The organism is Rhodococcus sp. BP-261 (assembly GCF_019835205.1).
GTDB classification, from domain to species: domain Bacteria; phylum Actinomycetota; class Actinomycetes; order Mycobacteriales; family Mycobacteriaceae; genus Rhodococcoides; species Rhodococcoides kyotonensis_B.
Genome location: NZ_JABUCO010000003.1, coordinates 386,233 through 411,018 on the forward strand (window position 1 = coordinate 386,233; position 24,786 = coordinate 411,018).

General features: G+C 62.2%; 24 protein-coding genes. 18 read left to right on the forward strand and 6 right to left on the reverse strand.

The features are described from left to right. Window positions 1-24: 24 nt before the first annotated feature. Entirely contained in the window at window positions 25-195 is a 171-nt protein-coding gene (locus HQ354_RS05650; protein ID WP_222634310.1) for a CsbD family protein, read from the reverse strand. Between the two features lie 406 nt (window positions 196-601). Then, window positions 602-856 carry a hypothetical protein gene (locus HQ354_RS05655; protein WP_222634311.1) on the reverse strand — a complete coding sequence of 85 codons (255 nt, stop codon included), beginning with the start codon at window positions 854-856 and terminating at the stop codon, window positions 602-604. Between the two features lie 299 nt (window positions 857-1,155). On the opposite strand from HQ354_RS05655, the gene HQ354_RS05660 reads away from it, so the two are divergent. The 3 genes from HQ354_RS05660 (at window position 1,156) to HQ354_RS05670 (ending at window position 2,487) form a co-directional block, all read left to right on the forward strand. Continuing rightward, complete coding sequence (locus tag HQ354_RS05660; protein WP_222634312.1) at window positions 1,156-1,731, forward strand: dihydrofolate reductase family protein; 576 nt, start codon at window positions 1,156-1,158, stop codon at window positions 1,729-1,731. A 76-nt stretch (window positions 1,732-1,807) separates the two neighbouring features. Beyond that, window positions 1,808-2,212: a VOC family protein gene (locus HQ354_RS05665; RefSeq protein WP_114329879.1), complete on the forward strand. Its 405-nt coding sequence runs from the start codon at window positions 1,808-1,810 to the stop codon at window positions 2,210-2,212. Then, on the forward strand, window positions 2,209-2,487 hold the full coding sequence (locus HQ354_RS05670) for a helix-turn-helix domain-containing protein (protein ID WP_068431866.1): 279 nt from the start codon (window positions 2,209-2,211) through the stop codon (window positions 2,485-2,487). The genes HQ354_RS05665 and HQ354_RS05670 overlap by 4 nt, the downstream gene beginning before the upstream one ends. Window positions 2,488-2,499: 12 nt before the next feature. On the opposite strand, the gene HQ354_RS05675 is transcribed toward HQ354_RS05670, so the two are convergent. The 3 genes from HQ354_RS05675 to HQ354_RS05685 all read right to left on the reverse strand — a co-directional run bounded on the left by HQ354_RS05675 (window position 2,500) and on the right by HQ354_RS05685 (window position 6,689). Further along, a complete protein-coding gene (locus HQ354_RS05675; RefSeq protein WP_068431869.1) occupies window positions 2,500-3,543 on the reverse strand; it encodes an NAD(P)-dependent alcohol dehydrogenase in 1,044 nt (347 codons plus the stop codon). 148 nt (window positions 3,544-3,691) lie between these two features. Continuing rightward, window positions 3,692-5,188, reverse strand: coding sequence for an MFS transporter (locus HQ354_RS05680; protein WP_068431872.1), 1,497 nt, complete (start codon window positions 5,186-5,188; stop codon window positions 3,692-3,694). Between the two features lie 610 nt (window positions 5,189-5,798). Further along, entirely contained in the window at window positions 5,799-6,689 is an 891-nt protein-coding gene (locus HQ354_RS05685; RefSeq protein WP_068431875.1) for a LysR family transcriptional regulator, read from the reverse strand. A gap of 120 nt (window positions 6,690-6,809) precedes the next feature. On the opposite strand from HQ354_RS05685, the gene HQ354_RS05690 reads away from it, so the two are divergent. After that, the gene (locus tag HQ354_RS05690) at window positions 6,810-8,057 is read left to right on the forward strand and encodes an MFS transporter (protein WP_222634313.1); all 1,248 of its coding nucleotides are present in this window, start codon (window positions 6,810-6,812) and stop codon (window positions 8,055-8,057) included. 47 nt (window positions 8,058-8,104) lie between these two features. On the opposite strand, the gene HQ354_RS05695 is transcribed toward HQ354_RS05690, so the two are convergent. After that, entirely contained in the window at window positions 8,105-8,740 is a 636-nt protein-coding gene (locus HQ354_RS05695) for a TetR/AcrR family transcriptional regulator (RefSeq protein WP_206030356.1), read from the reverse strand. 286 nt (window positions 8,741-9,026) lie between these two features. Between HQ354_RS05695 and HQ354_RS05700 the strand changes: the two genes are divergently transcribed. The 14 genes from HQ354_RS05700 to HQ354_RS05765 all read left to right on the forward strand — a co-directional run. Beyond that, entirely contained in the window at window positions 9,027-10,205 is a 1,179-nt protein-coding gene (locus HQ354_RS05700; protein WP_068431878.1) for an LLM class flavin-dependent oxidoreductase, read from the forward strand. Between the two features lie 11 nt (window positions 10,206-10,216). Beyond that, window positions 10,217-11,080, forward strand: coding sequence for an enoyl-CoA hydratase/isomerase family protein (locus HQ354_RS05705; RefSeq protein ID WP_167674730.1), 864 nt, complete (start codon window positions 10,217-10,219; stop codon window positions 11,078-11,080). A gap of 2 nt (window positions 11,081-11,082) precedes the next feature. Further along, a complete protein-coding gene (locus HQ354_RS05710; protein WP_068431880.1) occupies window positions 11,083-11,880 on the forward strand; it encodes an enoyl-CoA hydratase/isomerase family protein in 798 nt (265 codons plus the stop codon). Between the two features lie 150 nt (window positions 11,881-12,030). Beyond that, the gene (locus tag HQ354_RS05715) at window positions 12,031-13,920 is read left to right on the forward strand and encodes a long-chain fatty acid--CoA ligase (protein ID WP_068431883.1); all 1,890 of its coding nucleotides are present in this window, start codon (window positions 12,031-12,033) and stop codon (window positions 13,918-13,920) included. An 8-nt stretch (window positions 13,921-13,928) separates the two neighbouring features. Then, entirely contained in the window at window positions 13,929-14,684 is a 756-nt protein-coding gene (locus HQ354_RS05720) for a creatininase family protein (RefSeq protein WP_068431886.1), read from the forward strand. Between the two features lie 76 nt (window positions 14,685-14,760). After that, a complete protein-coding gene (locus HQ354_RS05725; protein ID WP_261768475.1) occupies window positions 14,761-15,279 on the forward strand; it encodes a flavin reductase family protein in 519 nt (172 codons plus the stop codon). Further along, a complete protein-coding gene (locus HQ354_RS05730) occupies window positions 15,276-16,310 on the forward strand; it encodes a 3,4-dihydroxy-2-butanone-4-phosphate synthase (RefSeq protein ID WP_068431889.1) in 1,035 nt (344 codons plus the stop codon). The genes HQ354_RS05725 and HQ354_RS05730 overlap by 4 nt, the downstream gene beginning before the upstream one ends. A gap of 87 nt (window positions 16,311-16,397) precedes the next feature. Beyond that, window positions 16,398-18,020 (forward strand): AMP-binding protein, encoded by a 1,623-nt coding sequence (locus HQ354_RS05735; RefSeq protein WP_068431892.1) that lies wholly within the window; start codon window positions 16,398-16,400, stop codon window positions 18,018-18,020. Window positions 18,021-18,440: 420 nt separating this feature from the next. Continuing rightward, window positions 18,441-20,771: a pyruvate dehydrogenase gene (locus tag HQ354_RS05740; RefSeq protein ID WP_222634315.1), complete on the forward strand. Its 2,331-nt coding sequence runs from the start codon at window positions 18,441-18,443 to the stop codon at window positions 20,769-20,771. Between the two features lie 22 nt (window positions 20,772-20,793). Further along, complete coding sequence (locus tag HQ354_RS05745; protein WP_222634316.1) at window positions 20,794-21,975, forward strand: 2-oxo acid dehydrogenase subunit E2; 1,182 nt, start codon at window positions 20,794-20,796, stop codon at window positions 21,973-21,975. A 13-nt stretch (window positions 21,976-21,988) separates the two neighbouring features. Then, entirely contained in the window at window positions 21,989-22,240 is a 252-nt protein-coding gene (locus HQ354_RS05750; protein WP_114329892.1) for a hypothetical protein, read from the forward strand. Between the two features lie 70 nt (window positions 22,241-22,310). Beyond that, complete coding sequence (locus HQ354_RS05755; RefSeq protein WP_222634317.1) at window positions 22,311-23,927, forward strand: acyl-CoA carboxylase subunit beta; 1,617 nt, start codon at window positions 22,311-22,313, stop codon at window positions 23,925-23,927. Continuing rightward, complete coding sequence (locus HQ354_RS05760; RefSeq protein WP_222634318.1) at window positions 23,924-24,160, forward strand: acyl-CoA carboxylase subunit epsilon; 237 nt, start codon at window positions 23,924-23,926, stop codon at window positions 24,158-24,160. Before HQ354_RS05755 ends, HQ354_RS05760 begins: the two co-directional genes overlap by 4 nt. Before the next feature lie 13 nt (window positions 24,161-24,173). Then, the coding region (locus tag HQ354_RS05765; RefSeq protein WP_308115114.1) for a biotin carboxylase N-terminal domain-containing protein at window positions 24,174-24,786 on the forward strand (613 nt) is incomplete at its 3' end.

The window sequence follows — 24,786 nt, forward strand, 5'->3', positions numbered from 1 at the left end:
GGCAGTGAATGCGGCAGGGCAGTTCTACTTGAACGTGTCCTTGATGTTCTCGCCGACCTTCTTCACTCCCGCCTTGCCCTGATCGGCCTTGCCCTCGGCTTCGAGGTCCTTGTTGTCGGTGAGGTCTCCGACGACTTCCTTGGCCTTTCCGAGGGCGTCTTCCGCTGCGTTCTTGGCCTTGTCGACAAAGCTCATGTCTTCCACCTTCTCGTTGAGCGTGATCAAAAGTTGCAGTAAGTAGTCGGTTCTCACGCCCGAAAACAAACGGCACGCATCTGTGATCTGCCTCGCAGCCCGATTGCCAATCCGCCCGCCATAGCCTGCCGAATACAAGACTCGAATTCGGCCTTCTACCGGCGCGTTTGGCTGTAGAACGTGTCGAGTAAGTCGAAGTCCCGAAGGTCCGGGTCCTCATGTCGGAGTGTTCCCACAGCGTGCACGATCGGCGGGGTTCTGGTATTGCGCACGCACGACTCAGGCTCTCTGAAGATGGGCGGCCTGAGCAGCGTCGAAGACGGACGGGCGGGCCGGTCCACGTGCACCCCGGAAGGACTGGGGCCCCGGCATCAGCCGCGGCCGAGGCTGTGAAAATCGTTGTACGTCAACGGGGCTGGGGTCGATTGACGGTGTTGCGTGCGCCGCTCGGCGGAGATTCGCTGATCGGGACAAGACGTGCAGCGGGGTCTTCGTACAGATGCTTTCGCTCGGGATCGCCTGGGGCTTTCCTGCGGGCGCGGGCGTCGAGAATGCTCACGGCGACCATCCTCGATTCGAACCACCTCGACCGCAGCAGATCGCGTACGCTCTCCAGGTCGAGGTGCGCATTCGCTTTCGCCAGGTCGAAAACGTGCTTCATACGAACGCCGACGACCTGCGAGCGGTCGACCCGCTTCGCTATCGGATCGACCTGTTCGGCATTCGGGCCGAACGTAGGTCACGTTCGATCTTTTCGCACATCACCGTTCATCTCTCGCCTCCCGTTGTGGTCCGACAATGCACCTAGAGATGACTGGCGTCGACCCGAGGAGTAAGCAATCGGCACGTACCGGACATTTCGAGCCAGGCCCGGCTAGGGTTTACCGGTGTTCCAATCCCACCCTTCGATGCCGTCCAGGATGCGGCATCGTTCAGAATTCCGAATCGGAGATACAGCACATGGCGCGTGAATTGGTGTGGACCGGCTTCATGTCGATCGACGGAGTCGTCGACTCCCCCGGCGGCGAATCGGAAGGCCACCCCAGTGGCGGCTGGGTCGTCCGCACGCCGTTCGTTCCCGAAGCGTTCTCCCTCAAGGGCGAGGAACTCGCCGATACGACAGCATTGATGTTCGGCCGCAACAGCTATGAGGCATTCGCTCCGATCTGGGTCGACTCGGAGGACCACGCCGCCTACAAGGAGCTTCCCAAGTACGTGGTGTCCACCTCACTCGAGGATTCCGCGCTGATCGACGGCTGGGGTGACACCACCGTTCTGCGGTCGACCCAGGAGGTCGCCGAGGTGAAGGAACAGGATGGTGGAGCAATCTTCGTCCATGGCAGCGGCGAACTTGCTCGCAGCCTCGCCGACGCCGGCTTGATCGACCGCTACAACTTGTTGGTATTTCCGGTCGTTCTCGGTGCCGGCAAGAATCTGTTCAGCCATCAGAGCCGGCCCGAGCAGCGCCTCGAACTCCGCGAATCCGAGGCCTACTCGAACGGGGTCGTCAAAGTCGTGTACGACGTCGTTCGCTGACGGGTCGAGGCGGAGAAGGCTTGGGCGCACAACGCTGCCCTTGACTACGCACTTGCATTTTGCAAGTGTACGTTGCATGAGCCTGTTCATCACTTGCCCGGTCGACGACGTCCAACGCGCGACCGAGTTCTACACCGCACTCGGCTGGACCCTCAACGCCGACATGTCCGATCACAACGTGTCCTGCTTCGCGATCGCACCCGAGCAATACGTCATGCTCGGCAGCCGCGAGATGTACGCGAGCGTCGGCGGCACCGAAGAGCTGATCGGCGGACCCTCCACACCCTCGAAAGTCACGGTGTCCTTCGACCTCGACAGTCGCGAGGCAGTCGACGCACTCGTCGAACGTGCCGCCGCTGCGGGCGGGCGTATCGGCGACACCGACGACTATCCCTTCATGTACCAACGCCAGTTCGACGACCCTGACGGCTACCACTACTCGCCGTTCTGGATGAAGCCGGACGTCGACACGACTGCATGAGCGACCTCGCCGCCGCCCTCGACGTCGTAGGAGCGCGGTGGGCGCTGCTGATCGTCGAGCGGCTGCTAGACGGGCCCCAGCGATACGGCGACCTGCAACGTGACCTCGGAGTGCCGACGAACATGCTCGCAACCCGCCTGCGCGAGCTCGAAGCGGCAGGCGTCCTCACCCGTCTACCCCTGCGGCACAACACACGGGCCTACGCACTCACCGACCGCGGACACGACCTCCGCGAGGCCATCGATGCGCTCGGACGTTGGGCGGCCGACCTCTAGGTCTATCGAATTTCAGGTGTGTGGGATCACGACCGCGCGTCCATTGATCTGTCCACGCGCGAGCTTGTCATACGCTTCGGCGGCTTCGTCGAGCGTGAATGTTTCGACTTCGACCTGCAGCTGGCCGCGTCTGGCCATGGCGAAGACTTCGATCAGTTCGCTTCGGCTTCCCCAATACGGTGATCTGACATCGACGTCGAACGCTGTGGTCTGAAATCCCACCGGCAACTTTCCCCCGCCGATGCCGATGATGGAGACGTCGCCTTCGGCGCCTACTACCGCTGCGGCTGTGGTGACGGTTGATTGGCTCCCGACGAAGTCGAAAACCGACTGAACCCCTGCGGGCCCGGCCAGCGTACGGATGGTCGCTATCGCTTCGTGATCGCTCTGGATGGCGTGGTGTGCCCCGTGTCGAAGGGCCAGTTCGAGTTTCGCTTCGGTCAGATCGGTGGCGATGACCGTCGAGCCGGTCAGCTGCCGCAGTATCTGGACGGCGACGTGGCCCAGACCCCCCACCCCGATAACCAGAGCTGTGCTTCCGGCGGTGAGTTTGGGAATCGATTTCTTGATTGCGTGATAGGGAGTCAGGCCGGCGTCGGTCAGCGACACGTTCGCTACAGGGTCGAGGTCGTGGAGAGGGACGAGATGGCGAACGTCGCCGACGATCATGTACTCGGCGATTGCCCCGGGAGAACCCAGCCCGGGAGGGCGGATGGACAAAGATCGTGCATGGATACAGTAATTCTCCTTTCCCACAGCACATTTCACGCAAAGACCACAGCCCCACGGTCCGTAGACGGCCACCGCATCGCCTATTCCGACACCGCCGACTCCCTCGCCCAAAGCATCGACGACGCCTGCTCCTTCGTGGCCGAGCGTCAGCGGTAGTCGGCCGAAGCGGAAAGCCGATTCTGGTGTGTTCATGACAACGTGGTCCGAATGACAAAGGCCAGCTGCTGTCACTTTCAGGCGAATTTGTCCCGGTTGCGGATCGGGTGTCGGAATGTCCACCACTTCCGGAACGTGCCCGAAGACGCGGTACTGCAGGGCTTTCACTTATTCTCCTTCGGGTCGAGCGCTGTCGACGAGATGCCCGTGACGCCGTGCCGCGGTCCTCCGTGGCGCAGGGGTCGTGTCGGCGGGTATTGCGGCTGACCGAAACCCCGGTACGCGTGCACTGATCTGCGTGACTCGTTCTCGTGCATTAGTTTTCGGACGGGGTGATCGACGTTGCGTCCCGCGCGGCCTCCCGGGGAAGCACCGGGGCCGGGCCCTGACTTGTTCGTGGCCTGGTTCGAGCGGCCAAAACCAGCAGTAGCGCGACAGTTGCAATGACCGCTTGAACCGCCCACGAGGTCGAAAATGCGCTCCAGGGCAGCGTCGCACCGTCGTCGCCCGAGCCTCCCGTGAGAACGGCTCCGCATACCTGGGCGCCGATCGTTCCCGCAACGGCTTGAATGGCGAAGTTCAGCCCGTTGAATTCGGTCACCTTTTCAGCCGGTACGCCACTGACAACCAGGTTCAGCGACTGAGTCATCGAGACACTGATCCCGAAATTGACGAACAACGCCGCCGCCAAGATGGTGACGATGCTGCCGCGTTCTCCCAGGCCGATCATGATTGCCGCACCGAACATGATCGCGATCGGTCCGATGGCGGACGCGAATCGTGGTCCGACCTTCCTGTCCAGGAAGGAGATCAGGGGGGCGGTCAGTCCCATCAACATAGCCGACACGAGCACAAGTGAGGTGGCCGTCGCGGACCTGCCCAATCCGTGAGACACCGAGTCCGGGAGCTGCATCTGCAACGGAACGCTGATCAGGGTGGCATTGATCGAGAACCCGGCGAGGAACATCATCCCCGACGCCGCCACGACAGTGAGGCTTCCCATCAAGCGAATGTCGACGAGGGGTTGATCGACGGTGAGTTCTCGACGGATGAACAGGAGGAGACCCAGTAGCCCAGCGGCGGTCAGTAGAACGAACTTCGGCGACAGCCACCCCCACTGCGGGGCGAACGTCAAGGCGAGCAACACACATGCGAGCCCCGCCGCCAGGAGGAGGCTGCCGACGACATCGAGACTCGGCCGCTCGCCACTGCGTAGTCGTGGCGAACGCGGTACGAAGACCCACACGGCTACGAAGCACAACGTCAAGGCAACGAACGGCACCCAGAAAAGCCATCGGTAAGAAAGGTAGTCGGCTATCGGTCCGGCAATCATCGTCCCGGCCGCGGTACTGGCGAAGATTGCTGCAACCATGAAACCGTTCGCAGATTTGGTGCGGGACTCGGTTTGCGTGTCGCGGATGATGCCGATCGCCAGGGGCACGGTACTCAGGCCGATACCTTGCAGGAGTTGGCCGGCGATCAGCATGCTGATCGACGACGACAGGGCAGACGTCAACGTGCCGAGCGCCACGATGGTCAGCACGACGAGAAGTGCCCGTCGTTTGTCCCAAACCTCCCCGAGTCTGCTGACAATGGGGGTAGCGATCGTTCCGGTCAGCAGTACGCCCGTCAGCACCCACGCAATGGTCGACGCAGGAGCCTGAAACTCTTCTTGCAGAACGGGGAGCGCTGGAGGTGTTACCGACTCGTTGAGTCCTTTGAAGGCTGCCACACAGGCAATCGACGTAGCGAGGACGGCGGTGGCGTTGGTTCGTACCTGTGCGTGTGACATGCGAGTTCTGTTCAAGCGCATGAGCGCTCCTTCGAGGAGGGAGATGGCAGACCGCGCATCGTTGCGCTGGCCGTCGGAATGGACGCCGGTAGAGTTTGCTGTGGGAAGAGATAATCCATGAGTCTGTTCGGTGGCGCGCAATCGCCCGAGTTCGTGCACGCGACGCGTGCCGCCTGCCACGTCAAGTAACGACGTCGAGGACGAAAAGCTCTGTAGCAGGCGACGTTTGCGGTACACCCGTGTTCTGTTCGTCGGGCGGCAGTTCTGCAACACCAGACCCGAGCTTGACGTAGCGCGTGCGACTTGCGCTGCGACGTAGGGCGATGGTGACCATGCCAGACAACTCCTTGAATGTGAGTCAAAATTAACATAGATCTGGTGGTGTGATCTTGTCAACACCTGGAGTACGCGTCGTGTACCGGTAGCGTCGGATTCAAATCCACAGTGGAGTGCATCATTTCGCGCTGCCATCGACAGGCCGCGTTGCGTGACCGACGAGCAGCGATAGAGTGTCGTGGACGATACCGTGAATTATCCTTAACTGCTTGTCGAATCGTCTCGGTCGCCCGACCACGCAGTCGTCGACGTGCGCCGAGCTTGCCCTGCCTTTGGGTGTTCGTGCTTGCATGGGCTAGGTGGCGCGTTCTGTGTCTTCGACGAGTTCCAGCAACGCTTCGACCGCCGTGGTGGTAGGCCGCACAGCCGATGTAGCTACGGACAGGGCGAGAGTCAGATCGGCGTCGACTACGGGGACGACAGGTAGGTCGATGACGGCGTCGAGGATGTAGCGCGGCAACAGCGCGACTCCGAGGCCATGGCGGACGTAGTCGACGCCGGTGGCGAGATCGGTTATCTCGATGCTGACACGACGCTGTATCCCCGCGTGATCGAAGGCGCGATCGATCACCGTCCTGGTGCCGTATCCGACTGGGGCGTCGATGAAGTCGAGCCCGGCCAGGTCAGCGATCGAAGCTCCGTTGCTGCCGTCGAGTACATACTCGTGCGGTATCACCAGATCCAACACCGAGAACGCGAGACTGCGTAGGACGACACCCGCTGGACGTTCTTCCGGTTGGGACACGAATGCCAGGTCGAGACTGCCGTCCGCGACTGCTTCGAGAAGACCCTGTGTCCCTGACGGGGCGGCCCTGGTCAACAGCCGCACGCGTGGGTAACGACGGTGGTAGTGGCCGAGTAGTTTGGGAAGATCGTACAGAGTGATCGATCCGATGATTCCGATACGCAGAGAACCGCGTAACCCGCCGTTGACCTCATCGACGACCTCCCGCGCAGACCGAGCAGCCTCGAGCACCGCCCGTGCCCGCGGCAACAGTGCCGCACCAGCATCGGTCAGTAGAACGCGCTTGGAGTTGCGATCGAGCAGGGTCGCCCCGAGCTCGCGCTCTAGCGCTTTGATCGCTGCCGAGACGGCCGACTGCACGATGTGCAGTCGGCCGGCGGCGCGAGTGAAATTCCGTTCGTCGGCAACTGCGACGAAGTACTCGAGATGACGTAGCTCCATTGAACAAGAATCTCCGTTCGCGATAGTTTCGAGCTGCTTTTCATGTTGGACTGCGAACTGTGTCGACGGAGAGAATTCTCTCGTCGAACCTTCTTCCACATCTCGCATCGGAGTCATTCATTGATCTCGCATAGAAACAGCTCAGATTTTGCGCGGCATGCACACCGCTGCGAAAATCGCCGCCACGGCGTCGGATTCTGGATCGTGGCGGTTGCATTTCTGACTGCAATGGCATTTTCCACAGCACCTAGCCCGCTCTACCCGATTTATCAACAGCTCAACTTGCTTTCGACATTCACCGTGACTGTCGTTTTCGCGGTGTATGCCCTCGGGGTGGTGTTCAGCCTGTTACTGGTCGGCCACGTATCCGACTTGGTGGGGCGTAAGAAAATCCTGATTCCGGCACTGCTACTGGAGTTGGGTGCGGCAGTCCTGTTCATGACGAGCAGCTCACTGGTTGTGCTTCTGATTGCCCGGTTCGTGACGGGTCTGGGCATCGGGATTCTGACTGCCACTGCAACGGCGTATTTGTACGAACTGCACGCTCGACACCGTCCCGATCGGCCGAGCCACCGCTTCGACAATGTTTCGACCCTTGCCAATATCGGCGGTCTCGGGGTCGGCCCGCTGATTGCGGGGGCACTGTCGCAGTGGACCGACGCGCCCCTGCAGGCACCTTACGTCGTGTTTGCGGTAGCGCTGGCGGCAGTAACCGTTGCGGTCGTCATCGTTCCCGAGACCACCGTTGCGCCGTCCGTGCGCATCGCATATCGCCCGCAACGAATCGGTGTCGGTCAGGGTGATCGGCCGCGCTACATCGCCGCCGCGACGATCGGCTTTGCGTCATTCGCCGTGATCGGATTGTTCACCTCTGTCGCGACGGGATTCGTTGCGGGAACCCTGCACCAAACGTCTCGGATGCTCAGCGGTCTGATCCTGTTCCTGGTGTTCGGGGCTGCTGCGCTATCGGGAACATCGACGCGTCGCCTGTCGCCCCATGTGAAAGCACGGTCGGGAATGGGCGCCATGATGGCCGGCATGGCGGCCATCATGGCGGGCAGTGCGGGCCAGCACTTTGTCGTCTTCGTCGTTGGAGGTGTCAGCGCGGGTGCCGGGGCCGGAATTCTGTTCAAGAGCTCGGTCGCCACTGTGGCAGCGATGGCAGTGCCCGCTGCTCGAAGCGAGGCGCTCGCTGGACTGTTCTTCGTGTCCTATCTGGGCCTGAGCTTGCCGGTATTGAGCGTAGGGGTCACGACACACTTCGTCGCGCTCTCGACGGCTATCTCAATTCTCGTGGGAGTGGTACTCGTGCTGCTGTCGACGGTTGCTTGGTTTACGCGTGGCACGTTCGTCGCCCGCTCGAAATAGGTGCCGAGGACTCATCGACCTGTCGATCGGTCAGCGGTTGCACTGCGCTATGGGCTGGTCGAGTCTGTTCGAACGCTTCGAACAGTCGGCCGCGGCGCCGTCAACGCCTGGAGCGCGGCGTTCGACATGGTCGCGATAGTGGCGTCTTGATCCAACCCTCGGTTGAGCGTAGGAAGCGTATTGAGCATCGAGAACACCGAATGCGTCAGAAGTCGAACCTCGGGCTCGGACAAGTCCGGACGCAACGGTGCAACGATCGAAATCCACTCCTCGGCGTATTGGTTCATAGCGCGGCGGATACGACGACGGTCCACTTCAGGAAATGCATGCTCGTTCTTGAGAAAGATCAGCGTCGTCGGCGCAGCGGACAATACAGACCGGATATGAAAATCGACCAAGGCCTCCAACGCGTCGCGCGGTTCTGATACCGATTCGACTGTCTCACGCGCATATTTCTGGAGAAATTCGAGAGGGTTTTCCACCACGGCGATGAGCAATGCCTGCTTGTTCTGGAAGTGGCGGTACAGTCCCGGCCCCGAGATGCCGGCCTGGGCACACACCATTTCCACGGTCACCGAATCGTAAGCGTTGTGTAGAAACAGGTCGGCAGCAACGCGCAAGAGGGCCTCCCGGCGAGTACGGCGCGCTGCCGGTTCCATCCTCGCATCCCGTGCGTCAGTCATGCTCATACGTTAACCACCGTTCGTCGGTTCTGAAGCCACCGCACCTGTGCGATCTCGCATCGACAGCCGCAGGCGGCTTCAATGTTAACAGTCAGTAACTCGATACATGTCGCAATGCGAAAAGCGAGCATCGCGCCTCGCATCAGGTGTGTAGCTTTCGCGCAAGTCTTCGCTGTTGAAACGTTCTGTGGAGAAAATCCGCCGAATCTGTTGACATGGACGGTGACTGAGCTTACGTTAATCATCATTCACATCACTGCATCACTGACCGGAAGGGTTGAGGACGATGCGATTCATTTTCATGAGTGAGGGCGAGACGCCCGCGGGCCACACGCACGAGCACCGCTACCGAGAACTCATCGATGAAGTTCTGCTGGCAGAGGAGGTGGGCTTCGACGCTTTCGGCACTTCCGAGCAGCATGTTGCCATCGGTACAGCGACGACGTCGGCACCCGAGGTGATCTACCCGTATCTAATGGCGCGTACGAGCCGCATTCGGTTCATCCACCTGGTGACCCTTCTGCCCACGCGCATCAACCACGCTCTCCGTGTGGCGGAAAGGCTCGCCACCGAGGACATTCTTTCCAACGGACGCGTGGAACTGGGTGTGGGACGCGGTAACACCACACTCGCTCTGCGAGCGTTCGAAGTCTCGCCTGCGGAGAACAAGGCGCAACAGCTCGAGGGTCTCGAGGTAATACGTCGTGCGTTGCACAACGACGTCTTCTCTTTCGTGGGCGAACATTACAAGATCCCTCCACGAAGCCTGGTGCCTAGGGGAATTCAGACTCCGTACCCCCCGATTCACATGGCAACCGGCTCGCCCGAGTCGGTTCGCGCCGCGGCCGAGCTGGGGGTCGGAGCCATCGTCGGAGGGTTCTATCTCGGCTTCGAGTTCCTCGAGAACATGCTGAGAATCTACGACGAGGCGCTCGCAGGCGCGGCGCACACCTACCCGCTACAGGCACAAAAGCTGGTGGCAGTCGGTGGCGGGATGCACTGCGCCGAAACCCGGGACGAGGCGCAGCACTGGGCGCGGAAGTTGACAGAATCGGTCGCTCTGTCGACCGACGCCTACCAGCGACTGTCGAAGCTGTCGAGCGACTATCAGTACATGGGAGCGGTCAAAGACCTCGACTTCCACGACGAGCGGTACATGTTCGAAGATTCGTCGGGCTTCATCGTCGGCGATCCCGACGATTGCATCGCGCAGGTTCAGCGGTTCGCCGACCTCGGTGTCGATTCCTTGGTAATGCGCATCGACGGACTCCCGCACAGAGAACTCATGAAGTCGATCGAATTGTTCGGCAAATACGTGATCCCGCACTTCAAGAACCCGCGTGCGGTCGTGCGCAGTCCGGAAAAAGTGCTCGACGACATTCGGGCCGCACGGCCCGACCACTACGCCGAGGTCGAAGCGCTCGCCGCGGCTGACAACACCCGATCACACGCACCATCGAAGTAGAAGGAGTTCTGATGACCACGCTGCCCGCAGACGATATTTTCAGCAAGTACCCCGAAGAAATTTCGATCGAGCGTAAACCCCACGGGGTTCTGCTCATCACCATCAACCGCCCCGACCGACTCAACTCGCTCACCATGCCGATGTTCAAGGCGATGGCCGACATCTGGGTGGACGTCGACCGAGATCCACAGACACGGGTTGCCGTCGTCACCGGGGCCGGCCGCGGTTTCTGTACGGGAATGGACGTTCGTCAGCCAGACCCTACTCTCGACGACGCAATCGAGCTGATGGAAGACGAACGCCGACGGATCTCGACCCTGCTGAACATGGACAAGCCTCTGATCTCGGCCATCAACGGTCCCGCAGTGGGATGGGGCCTGTCGATGGCACTGCTCGCCGACATCAGCGTCGCAGCAGACGATGCGCTGCTCCGCGATGGACACACCCGCATCGGCGTCGTAGCCGGAGACCACTCCTCCCTCATCTGGCCTCTTCTGGTCGGCATGGCCAAAGCCAAGTACTACCAACTCACCTCGGCAAGCTTGACCGGCGCAGAAGCAGAACGCATGGGACTGGTGAGCTTGGCGGTACCGAAGGACGACGTCCTGGAACGGGCGCTGGCCATTGCCGACGATCTTGCGCAAGGCTCCCAGCAAGCCATCCGCTGGACCAAACGCTCCCTCAACACCGGATGGCTGACCAACGCACTGCCCCAGCAGGAACTGTCTGCAGCACTGGAAACCATCGGATTCGCCAGCGCCGACTACATCGAAGCACGACAGGCCTTCCGCGAAAACCGGCCCGCACGCTACCCCTCGGCCCACGGGAACAGTCATTCCGTCCTCGTCGCCTCGACCCATAACGTAGCGAACTGACCATGACTGATCTCGCCATCGAGCACGCGGACGGCATCGTGCTCGACGATCACGACGGAGTTCTCGTCCTCATTCTGGACCGCCCGCCCGCAAACTCCCTCGATGGCGCACTCATCGAAGCGATCGGTCGATTGTTCACCGATCTCGCAGCCACGCCGACCCCGCCTCCGGTCGTTCTCACCGGAGGCGGCGAGCGGTTCTTCTGCGCAGGAGGCGACATCAAGGAACTCGACTATGCGCAGCGCGGTGACATGGACTCCCGGATGCGCAACTTCCACGCGATGCTCGTCGCACTCGAGTCGTACCCGCGCCCCGTCGTCGCCGCGGTGAACGGGCACTGTGTGGGGGGCGGATTGGAGCTTGCACTCTTCGCCGACGTCATCTTCGCCGCCCACACTGCACGTTTCGGGTTTCCTGAGATCAACCACGGGTTGCTTCCAGCGGACAAAGGCATCCAGCGCGCCTCCCGCCTGCTCGGAGTACGCGCGACCAGGCAGATGGTGTTGTCAGGCGATCTGTTCAGTGCCGAGCGTGCACATCGGATGGGCATCGTCGACGAACTGATCGATCCCGATGGACTGCTCGACGCGGCCGTCGCTGCGGCACGCGCTGCCGGTCGAAAAGCTCCCGTGCTGTACGCAGCGCTCAAACGCAGCGTGAACAACCCGAACGCACACCACGACGACGATTCTCTTCGGCGAACCCTCGTCGCCTCCACCGAATATTTCGACGATCCGACCGCAGCCCGCCTACGCCAGAGCTGGAATCGTGACCGCCCACGCACCCCTGCCCGGCAATGACGGCCGACCCCCGACAGCTCGACGATCAGCGTGCTCACAGTGTGGCGGCGACAGGGACGTCGACGGACAATCCTATGAACAGAACGCTTCTCACTATCCGCAGCGGCGACCGCGCCGACGGATCGACTTGATACGAATACGGAGAACAGAGTGACAACGAATTCACCGGACGACGGTCAGGACACAGTTCCGGTACTGCGCAATGTCACGGACTTCGAGGCGGTCGACCGCACGTTCGCACAGATGCTGTGCACTCGTGCCGAGCGCGAACCGGACGGCGTTGCGTTCCGCAGCTGGACGAACGGAGCTGTCCGCTCCACCAGTTGGAAAGAGTATCTCGACGCCGTCACCGACGCAGCTCTCGGCCTGCATCGACTGGGCATCGTGCACGGAGACCGGGTGGCGATCATGTCTTCGACCAGAGGGGAATGGGTCGTCGCCGCTCTGGCCATCCTCGCGATAGGCGCCGTACCTGTCGGGGTGTACCCGACCAGCTCAGCTGCCGAAGTCTCCCACGCCCTCGAAAGCACCGGTGCCGTGGCTATATTCGCCGAGAGCGCGAACGACTGCGCCAAGATCGCCGCCGTGGCCACTGAAACACCGGATGTGCGATCGGTGATCGGATTCGACGATGCACCCGATGGATTCGCGAGCGGCGTGCAGGTCACCGAATGGGTGGAACTCCTCTACAGCGGCCGATCGTCGAGCATGGCCGAGCCCACCCTGTTTTCACAGCTCGTCGCCGCCGGTCATGTAGACGACTTGGCTGCATTGTTCTTCACCTCGGGTTCGACTGGTGCACCCAAAGCTGTCAAGCACACGCACCGAACCCTGCAGTACTCGGTGTTGGGGTTCGCCGCGTCGTATCCCGACATCGGATCCACCCGGCACGATATGGTCGGATTTCTCGGCCTCTCTCACGTTGCGCCTGCTCTGCTCGGCGTATTTGCGCCCATCATGACCAAACTGGTCATGACGTACTGCACCATGGACCAGCGGCTGGAAGTCCTACGTGCAGTAAGGCCGAACACTGTTCTGTGGCCACCGCGCATGCACGAAAAACTTGCCAGCGAGACCCTCGACGCACTATCCGAATCCGGCCGCCTCTTCCGTCTTCGGCACGCTGCCGCAATGAAAGTCGCCCGCCGAGTCAGTGCGCTCCGTTGGGCTGATCGGCCGATACCCCGCTACCTCGACACGCTGAACGATGCCGCGGTGAAGTATGCATTCATGCCCCTGCGCGCCAAAGTCGGAATGGACCGAATCACGGTCAGCTGGACCGCCTCTGGAACCATGACACCGGACGTAGCTGCCCTCTGGCATATGTGGGGGCTCGATCTGCGCGAACTGTTCGGCACCACCGAAACATGCGGGTCGGTTATCGCCCAATGGGATAGAGCATTCCCCACCCCCGGCACCATCGGCAAAGCATTGCCCGATCCGCGATGGGCCGTCCGGGTGTCCGAGGAGGGCGAACTCGAGCTGCGCAGCCCGTGTCTGTTCGATGGATACTGGAACAATCAGGACGCGACCGAGTCGGCTTTCGAGGACGGCTGGTATCGCACAGGCGATTTGGTCGACATCGACGCCCACGGCGAAGTTCGAATAATCGGCCGGCTCAAAGACGTTCTCAAGACCAGCGGCGGCAAGAGTGTGAGCCCGCAGCCCATCGAGGTACGACTCAAAGCGAGCTCGCTGATCGAGGAAGCCATAGTTGTAGGAGAAGGGCGCAAATATCTGACCGTGCTGCTCAGCGTCAGCGACGAAGCACAATTGATGGCCCCGCGAGAGCGTGACGCCGCGCTGACGAACTGGATCGACGAAGTCAACACCGAATTGTCGCGGCCGCTGCAGCTGAAGAAGTTCAAAATCTTGCCGCGCGCCTTGTCCGCCGCTGCAGGAGAACTGACAGCCAAAGCGACAATCAGACGGGCAGCGATTCTCGAATCCTTCGCCGAACTCATCGACGAGCTGTACGACGGTGACGAGCAGAACGAGATTGCCCGCCAAGCGCGTTATGCGCCGACGGGCCGCAAGTAGGTGACATCGTGACCGAGCTGCGGATCGAAAACCTGACAACCGAAGAAGTCCGAGAGGCAATCTCGGGAGGCATCCGTACGGCCATTCTCCCCCTGGGCGCAACAGAACAACACGGATCTCATCTACCCTTGTCGATGGATGCAGACCACGCTGATGCGTTGGCGGTCCGCATCGCCCACGAACTCGGCAACGCACTGGTGCTACCCACCATTCGGGTCGGCTACTCCCCTCATCACCTGGGCTTTCCAGGAACACTGACAATTCGGGCGTCTACCCTCGAAGCGCTGTGCGAGGACTACGGGGCGCACCTGACCGACAGCGGATTCGAGCGACTGATCGTGTTCTCCGGGCACATCGGAAACTATCCGGTCATGCGCGAATTCAGCGGTCGGCTCGCTGCCAAGTTAGCGCCGCTATCGCTCGTCGTCTTCGACGACGGCGAGGCGATCATCGACGCCTGGCGCCGCACCGCGGACGAAATAGCCTCCCTGGGCGCATCCGTCGGAGGTCATGCCGACGTCGCGGAAACGTCGGTGATGCTGGCCCTTCACCCCGAGAAGGTGCGAGCGAAGCGCTATGCCCGCGGATTCACAGGAACGGTGGACACGGAATTTCTCGAGCGCACCTTCCGAGACGGCATCGAATCGATGTCCCCCTCCGGCATTCTCGGAGACCCACACGGGGCATCGAACGCCATCGGCGTCGCTTGCCTGCATGCAGTGACCTCGCTGATCGTCCAATACGCGCGACATCACGGCGCCTGACATCCACAAACCCTTCGAGGCGGCTCACATGAACTATCGAACGACCACAAACGGGCTCCACGCACCCTCGACACGCTTGTCCCCCATCGACTCCGGCGACACGGATACTGATTTGACACGGCTGCGCCGACTGTACGGACGCTATCCGACCGGCGTCGCTGCCATCTGCGCACTCGACGAAGACGGTTCTCCAGTCGGCATCGTGGCCACCTCGTTCACACCGGTTTCGATGCAACCGGCATTGGTGTCCATCTGCATCCAGCACACCTCTACGACGTGGCCGCGGCTGGCGGGTACTTCCGCACTCGGAGTGTCGGTCTTGGCCACCGACCAGGAAGCGGCCAGCCGCCAGCTGGCAGCGAAGAATGTGGACAGGTTCGCGGGAACCTCCTGGTTCACCGACGACTCCGATGCTGTGTTTCTCACCGGAGCAGCCGCGTGGCTCGAATGCACCATCTCGACCAGCGTTACCGCCGGCGACCACGACGTGGTCCTACTCGAAGTGCACCACTCCGCAGCCGACGACTCGGCCGAGCCATTGGTGTTCCATGGCAGTATCTTTCGCTCTCTCGCAGCCACGGAACGTCCCCGATGATCACGACCACACGACTCGATGCGGCACTGCAGTCCCTCACAGCCGGCCGTCCGGTAATCATCATCGACGACGACGGGGCCGAGGTGGTGCTGTCCGCTCAGCTCGCCGACACCCACTGGACGGCCTGGGCTATCCGGCACACCTCGGGCCTGCTATGCGCCGCCCTGCCTGCGTCCCGCGCCGACGAACTCGACGTGCCGGCGATGTCCGCTGATGCTCGATACCGTGCCCAGACCACCACCTTCGGTGTTGCCGTCGATGCAGCCGCGGGTGTCGGAACGGGCATCAGCGCCACCGATCGAGCCCGCACCGCACGCACGCTCGCATGTCCCGGCAGTCGACCCACAGACCTGACGCGACCCGGACACGTCCTGACGGTCAGAACGACCGACGGCGGAACACTCGCACGGAGCTCGAAATTCGAGGCGGCAGTGGATCTGTGCCGCCTCGGCCGACTCGAACCGGTGGCGCTGACCGCAGCCCTGCTCGACGACGACGGAGCCGAAATCGCCGCTTCCGCGCGAACCTCCTTCGCCTACGAACACGACGTCCCGATCATCGACGTTCGCGACGTCGCGCACCACCGTCTACACCACGGCGACGGCCACCGCGAACGGGTGCGTCCAGTGGCCAGCCGCACCGTGGACGTACCCGAGGGAACGGTGCACGTCGTTGACTACCTCGACGAGCTGACCGGGGCGTCGCACTTCGCCTGCGTCGGCGTAGGTACAACAGCTACCCACCCGGTGCACGTCATCATCGAATCGTCACACCACGACCCGTTCGTCTCCGCCGCTCCCAGCCAACAAGACTTCGAACAACAGATATCACGGATCGCCGAAGAGGGCGGCACTGTGGTCTACCTGCGCTCCTACTCGTGGTTCCACCGCCGGTGGGCAGTGTCGCAGGACGCGCTGATGCAAGGAGCTGCCGCGGCCGTCGTCGCGAACCTCAGCCGCACGCGAGCAGAGGAACGCAATCGAGAGACGACGACCGGCGCATCCTGTTCTTCAGAGCCGGTGCTCCGGTAGTTGCTTGCCCACAGCACGATCTCGAACGATCCGATCGATCTTTGACCGCAGCGCTCTGACTCGAGCGCTCTACAGCTTGGAGAAACTGTGTCCGGTCTCGATGTGCCCTTGACGCCGCTTCGATTTCTCGAACGCGCCGCCGAGGTCACGCCCACCAAGACAGCCGTCATCGACGGTGACCGCAAATGGACGTACGAAGAGTTTGCAGCAGCGGTGCAGAAACTCGCGAAATCGTTACGTGCGCAGGGAATCTCGGATGGCCAACGAGTCGCCTACCTCGCGACCAACTCAGCGGAACTACTGATCGCGCACTACGCCGTACCGTTGACGCGTGGGGTGCTCGTCGCTATCAACACCCGGCTGTCCGCCAAGGAAATCCACTACATCTTGGAACACTCCGGTGCGCGCACCGTTTTCGGTGATGCAGACCTTCTACGACCTGTGATCGCATCAGGCCTTTCGTTCTCGACAGTGGACCGCTGGGTCCAGCTGCCGGACGCCTCCGGGCGCTACGAAGAACAAGGGGTGCCGGTCCGCTACGATTCTGCGCTCGCCCATGCACGTGGTGAGGACCTACCATGGGACGTCGACGACGAAAACCGAACCATAGCAATCAATTACACGTCAGGCACCACAGGTCGCCCGAAGGGGGTGATGTACTCCCATCGCGGTGCGTATCTCAACTCGCTGGGCAACATCCACCACTCGGGCTTCGACGGTGACACCCGATATCTATGGACGCTTCCGATGTTCCATTGCAACGGATGGTGCACCACCTGGGCAGTGACCGCGGCATTGGGCACGCACATCTGCTACCGGGCCGTGCGCGCGGACACCATGTGGACGCTCATCGACGATCACGAAATCACTCACATGAACGGGGCGCCCACGGTGTTGACTTTGTTCGCCAACGCCGATCGAGCCCACCAGCTCTCAACGCCGCTGACGATCAGTAATGGCGGTGCGCCACCGAGCCCGACGATTATTGCGCGTATCCGGGCACTGGGTGCCACGCTCGTGCACATCTACGGGCTTACCGAGACCTACGGTCCGTACTCGCTGTCCGAACCGAAAAGCGAATGGGCAGCCCTGGATTCGGATACCCAGGCGACGCTGATGGCACGCCAGGGGGTCGGCATGTTGACCTCCGAACGGCTGAGAGTGGTTCGAACGACGACCTCCCCCGACGAAGAGTTGATCGACGTCGCCGCGGACGGCACGGAGATGGGCGAGATCGTGATGCGAGGAAACACGGTCATGAAGGGCTACTACAACGATGATGCGGCGACCCAGGCAGCTACTGCTGGCGGATGGTTCCATTCAGGAGACTTAGGTGTGATGCACCCAGACGGCTACGTGCAGTTGCTCGACCGCGCCAAAGACGTCATCATCTCCGGCGGCGAAAACATCTCGACCATCGAAGTCGAGCAAGCAATCCTTTCCCACCCAGGGGTGCAGGATGCGGCTGTTGTGGGAACACCGGACAACAAGTGGGGTGAGCGACCGAAAGCGTTCGTCATCAGCTACGCGGGCGCGGGGTTGAACGAAGCCTCCGTCATCGCTCACGTCAAAACGCAGATTGCATCCTACAAGGCGCCCAGTTCGGTCGAGTTCGTCGGCAGCCTGCCTCGCACATCGACCGGAAAGATTCGCAAAAACGAACTGCGCGAGGCGGAATGGGCGTCATCGGACATCAGGATCAAAGGATGACACGTTCGACTCCGAGCCGCTGACCACCCACTGCCTCCATGTGAGACGGCGCCGTAGGCGCTTACCTTTCGAAGCCGAATACACTGTCTCGGAGGATTTTCGAATCAGATTCAGTACTGCGTCCACACGCGCGGCGGTCGCCCGCGCTGCGCAGCAACACAACCTCGAACACCTTTCGCGGCGATGAACTACGCAGAATGCCCAATCGCAGAATCACCACTTGTGCAGAGGAATTCACTCTGATGCACTGATGCTCGTTGCTGACAGGACGCAACTCGACGCGCTCCGCGACCCGGACGCGGACCATGTAGCCGCACACACCCTCTCGTCGGCGCCCCTGGCATACCCTCTGCCCATCATTGCGGCTCGGTACAGCCAACCATTCACCCACCGGACGTCATCGATTCAGGAGTACATGTCATGACCAGCACTATTTCCGCCGAACACAATTCGGGACGGAACACCTCGAACGATGTGCAGGAGATCGCCGAAAAGGTGCTGTGGCTCTCGACGTCGATCATTCACCACGCCAACCGAGTCCGACCCAACACAACCGGGCTCAAAGTCGGGGGCCATCAAGCTTCCTGCGCCTCGATGGTCGCGATCATGACGTCCTTGTGGTTCGAACAGTTGCAGCCCGGGGACCGCGTGTCGGTCAAACCGCACGCGTCCCCGGTACTGCACGCGATCAATTACCTCCTCGGCGAACTCGACGAAAAATATTTGACGACACTGCGCTCCTTCGGTGGACTGCAGTCCTACCCGTCGCGGTCGAAAGACCCTGACACCGTGGACTACTCGACCGGCTCGGTCGGTATCGGTGCGACAGCACCGATATGGGGTGCCATGTCGCGCCGCTACGTCGACACCAGCTTCGGCGGAGCGGGTACGGGCCGTCAGTACTCGTTGGTCGGCGACGCCGAACTCGACGAAGGCGCCGTGTGGGAAGCAATCATCGACCCCGGCGTCGCCGAACTCGGTGAAATCGTGTGGATTGTCGACCTGAACCGCCAGTCCCTGGACCGCGTCGTCCCCAACATCGCCGCGCGCAGGCTCGAGAAGATGTTCGACGCCGCCGGCTGGCAAGTCATCACCGTCAAATTCGGCCGCTTGCTCGAAGACCTCTTCGCCCGCTCCGGAGGCGAAGCATTGCGCCGCAGGATCCTGGACATGCCCAATCCCGAGTACCAGCGGCTCCTGCGCTGCACCGCGGACCAAGTCCGTGACCGTCTTCCCGGTGGCGGTCCCGACGCGGCCGCCATTGCCGAGGTCATCGCCGACGTCGAGGACGCCACGTTGGTCGAGTCGATCCGCAACCTCGGCGGGCACGATCTCGACGCACTCCGCGAGGCGTACTCCCGTATCGACGACACCCGCCCCACCGTCATCATCGCTTACACGGTCAAGGGCTTCGGGCTCCCGACCCAGGGCCATCCGCAGAACCATTCCTCGCTACTGAGCATCGACGAGTACGAGGAGCTCGCGCGCACACTCGGCACTGACGCGAGCAGTCCGTGGGGCCGATTCCCTGACGACACCGCCGCCGGACAACTTTGTGCCGAAACAGCAGAACGCATTCGGCGCGAGCCCATCCCGGCCGCCACTCCCCCTGCCGTGCCGACCGATATCGGCCGCACTCCCAAGGGAACCGCTACAACCCAGGCTGCGCTGGGCCGCGTTCTGATCGATCTGACTCGTGAGGTACCCGAGGCCGCCAAGCGCATCATCACCGTCAGCCCCGACGTCAGCTCCACCACCAATCTCGGTGGCTGGGTCAACAAGGTCGGCGTCTGGTCCACCGCCGAGCGCCACAACTGGTTCGCGGACGACGCCGAAACCATCATGCACTGGCGCGAAAAGCCCACCGGCCAGCACATGGAACTCGGCATCGCCGAAACAAACCTCGTCGGCCTCATGGGCGAGCTCGGAGCGACCTGGAGCCGGTGGGGTCAGCCGTTGTTCCCGATCGGCGTCATGTACGACCCGTTCGTCGAACGCGCACTCGAACCCTGGTCGTACGGCATCTATGCAGGTGGACAATCCATTCTTGTCGGCACACCGTCCGGGGTGACGCTCGCAGCCGAAGGTGGGGCACACCAGTCGATCAAGACACCGTCCATCGGACTCGAACAGCCCGGCTGCATCACCTACGAACCGGCATTCGCCATCGACGTCGAATGGACACTACTGGCCAGCATCAACCGACTCGGGCGGCCCGACGGAACATCGGCGTATCTGCGCCTGTCGACCCGCCCCGTCGACCAGAAGCTCGCCGACGTGCCCGCCGATCCGGCGGCCCGCGAGCGGCGTCGTCGCCAGGTCGTCGCAGGCGGCTATCCATTGATCCGCCGCGAGGGCGCAGTGGTGACCATCGCTGCGATGGGCGCGACGATGACCGAAGCCCTCGAAGCAGCGCAGCGTCTCGAACAGATCGGCATCATCGCCGACGTTCTGTGCATCACCAGTCCCGGCGAGCTGCACAAAGCCCTCCAAGCCCGCCGCGGGCACGGCACCGCGGAATCGTGGATTCTCGACCAACTGCTACCGGCCGACCGCGCCACCCCGTTGGTCACGGTCCTCGACGGTCACCCACACACCCTGGCATTTCTCGCCACAGTCAACCGAGTGGCGTCGACCTCGTTGGGAGTCAGCAACTTCGGGCAGGTCGGTTCCCTCGACGAGGTCTACAAGTACCACCGGATCGACACCGACTCCATCGTCGGCGCTGCCCTCGACGTCGTCGGGCACTGACGAAGACACAGGAAAGCGAACCATGACGACCACGCAGGAAACGACGACCGTACCGATGCCCGCTCTCGGTGAGAACGTCACCGAAGGCATGGTGACGCGATGGCTCAAGCAGATCGGCGACACCGTCGACCTCGACGAGCCGTTGCTCGAAGTCGCGACGGACAAAGTCGATACCGAGATTGCATCTCCCGTGGCCGGTGTGTTGGTCGGCATCATCGCCGACGAGGATGCCGTCGTCGAGATCGGGGCCCCACTCGCTCTGGTCGCTGTACACGGGACTGCGCAACCCGAAGCCGACATCACCCCCCAAACACAGTTACCGACCGATCCTGACCCACAACGTGCCATCGTTCCTGCGTCCGACGAAAAATGTTCAACAGCAACCCGAACCATCAGTGCTGACAGACCTGCCCCAGTGGATTCCTCGAGTCGGACATCCCCGGGTGCGCCAGAAGTGCCGAACCCCGGGACGTCCGACGACGCACGTGCAGTCAGGGTCGAGAAACTACCCCGCATTCGCCGCACCATCGCAGCTCGAATGGTCGAATCGCTGCACACAGCAGCACAATTGACGACCGTCGTCGAGGTCGACATCGCGACGATCGCCGCACTACGGCGGGACCACAAGACCGCCTTCCACCAACGAACCGGACACAAACTGTCCTACCTACCGTTCCTGACCAAAGCTGCAGTGGAATCGCTGGCATCGAACCCGGTCATCAACTCCGCCCTCGACTCCGACGTCACCGAAGTGACCTACCACCGATCGGTGCATCTCGGAATGGCGGTCGACAGCGCCAAAGGATTGATGGTTCCCGTCATTCGCAATGCCCAGAACATGACGATCACCGAACTCGCCCACGCTATCGCAGCAGCCGCAGAATCGGTGCGGACCGGAAAAGTAGGAGCCGACGACCTCACCGGCGGCACGTTCACCATCACCAACACCGGCAGCCGCGGGGCGTTGTTCGACACACCGATCATCAATCAGCCCCAATCAGCGATCCTCGGGACCGGAGCAGTCGTCGAACGCCTCAAGCCCGCGTACGACGCAGCCGGAAATCTGACGATCGCAGTCGTACCCACCGTGCATCTATCGCTGTCCTACGACCACCGGATAGTCGATGGAGCGGATGCCGCCCGATACCTCACGGACGTCAAAGACCGCCTGGAAAAAGGCTACACAGCAGCGGATCTCACGTGAAACACGAAGCATCATGACCGCCGATGAGCGACGAGCGCCCCGGACCCCGCTGAACACCGTCGACGCCGCGATCCTCGAATTCGCCGAGCGCTGGGCGCCGTTCGGCGGCGGACACGAATTCATCTTTCCCGAATTCGGAATCCGCATCGATGAATTCTACGACCGTTTGGGCCACATTCTGAACCAGATCGATCCGCAGCACCGTAGATCCGCGCTCACGGATGCAGTGCGGCGTAACTACCCTTTTTGGCGTCCGACGTCGTGAACCCGCCGATATCAGCACAGCACTATCTCGGAGATCGAGAGCAGCTCTTATACAAAAGGATTGACACACAGTGACCACGCACCCGTCCCGCCTGTCCAAGCCCGACATACACACCACCGCGGGCAAGCTCGCGGATCTTCGAGAACGTTTAGCGCAAGCCAAGATTCCATCTGGTGAAACCTCGGTGGAGAAGGTGCACGCCAAAGGCAAGCTGACCGCCCGCGAGCGCATCCTCGCGCTGCTCGACGAGGGCTCGTTCGTCGAAATGGATGCGTTGGCCCGCCACCGCTCCCAGAACTTCGGCCTCGCCGACAACCGCCCCTTCGGCGACGGCGTCGTCACCGGCTACGGCACCATCGACGGCCGCGACGTCTGCGTCTTCTCCCAGGACGTCACCGTCTTCGGCGGCTCATTGGGTGAGATCTACGGCGAGAAGATCGTCAAGGTCATGGACCTGGCCATCAAGACCGGCCGCCCGCTCATCGGCATCAACGAAGGCGCAGGCGCCCGCATCCAGGAAGGCGTCGTCTCCCTCGGGTTGTACGGCGAAATCTTCCACCGCAACGTCCAAGCCTCCGGCGTCATCCCGCAGATCTCCCTGGTCATGGGCGCCGCCGCCGGCGGACACGTCTACTCCCCCGCCCTGACCGACTTCGTCGTCATGGTCGATCAAACCTCGCAGATGTTCGTCACCGGCCCCGACGTCATCAAAACCGTCACCGGCGAAAACGTCACCATGGAAGAACTCGGCGGCGCCCACACCCACATGGAGAAGTCCGGTGTCGCGCACTACGTCGCCTCCGGTGAACAGGACGCACTCGACTACGTCCGCGACATCCTGTCCTACCTGCCGAGCAACAACCGCGCCGAAGCGCCCCGCTTGGCCCCCTCGGACCCGATCATCGGCGGCATCGAGGACAACCTCACCGCCGAAGACCTCGAACTCGACACCCTGATCCCGGATTCGCCGAACACCCCGTACGACATGCACGAGGTCATCCGCCGCATCCTCGACGACGACGAATTCCTCGAAGTCCAAGAAGGCCGCGCCCGCAACATCATCGTAGGCTTCGGACGCGTCGACGGCCGCTCGGTGGGTATCGTCGCCAACCAGCCCACCCAGTTCGCCGGCACCCTCGACATCGACGCCTCCGAGAAGGCCGCACGCTTCGTCCGCACCTGCGATGCGTTCAACGTCCCCATCATCACCCTCGTCGACGTCCCCGGCTTCCTCCCCGGCACCGGGCAAGAGTTCAACGGCATCATCCGCCGCGGCGCGAAACTACTCTACGCCTACGGTGAAGCCACGGTCGGAAAGATCACCGTCATTACCCGCAAAGCCTACGGCGGCGCCTACGACGTCATGGGCTCCAAACACATGGGCGCCGACGTCAACCTCGCCTGGCCCACCGCCCAGATCGCCGTCATGGGCGCCTCCGGCTTCGTCTACCGCAAACAGCTCCTCGAAGCGGCGAAGAACGGCGAAGACGTCGACGCACTCCGGCTGAAGCTGCAGCAGGAATACGAAGACACCCTCGTCAACCCGTACGTCGCCGCCGAACGCGGCTACCTCGACGCCGTCATCCCACCGAGCCACACCCGCGGACAGATCGTCTCCGCACTGCGTCTGCTCGAACGCAAACAAGTCACCCTGCCCCCCAAGAAGCACGGAAACATCCCACTATGAGAGTCGAGGACACAGAAGCGAAAACGTCAGCGGCAGTGCAGTTCGGCGGCAACCCTACCGACACCGAGGTCGCCGCACTCATGGCGGTGCTGATCGCTGCGGCGTCGGCCCATCCGCACGTGCCCCGGTCGCCGACGAGCTCGCTCGGCGCCTGGGGCAACCCCACCGACCAGCTGCGCTACGGCCTGACCTCTGCCCCAGTGTATTTCACCAATGCTCACTTCTCGCGATAAAGGATCACCCCTCATGTCCACCAATGGTGTTGCACGTAAACAGATTTCGAAGGTGCTTGTCGCGAACCGCGGCGAGATCGCAGTCCGGGTGATCAGGGCTGCAGCGGACGCCGGCCTCACCAGTGTCGCCGTCTACGCCGAACCCGACGGAGGCGCACCCTTCGTGCGCTTGGCAGACGAGGCCTTCGCCCTGGGCGGACAGACGTCCGCCGAGTCCTACCTCGTGATCGACAAAATCTTGGACGCCGCGAAGAAGTCCGGCGCCGACGCCATCCACCCCGGCTACGGCTTCCTGTCCGAGAACGCCGAATTCGCCCAGGCCGTCATCGACGCAGGCCTGATCTGGATCGGCCCGTCACCGCAGTCCATCCGCGACCTCGGCGACAAGGTCACCGCCCGCCACATCGCCACCCGCGCCAAAGCCCCCTCCGTTCCCGGCACCGCCGAGCCGGTCAAGGACGCCCAGGAAATCCTCGACTTCGCCGACGAGCACGGCCTCCCGATCGCCATCAAAGCCGCCTTCGGTGGCGGCGGGCGCGGCATGAAAGTCGCCCGCACCCGCGAAGAAATCCCCGAGTTGTTCGACTCCGCCGTCCGTGAAGCCGTCGCCGCGTTCGGCCGCGGGG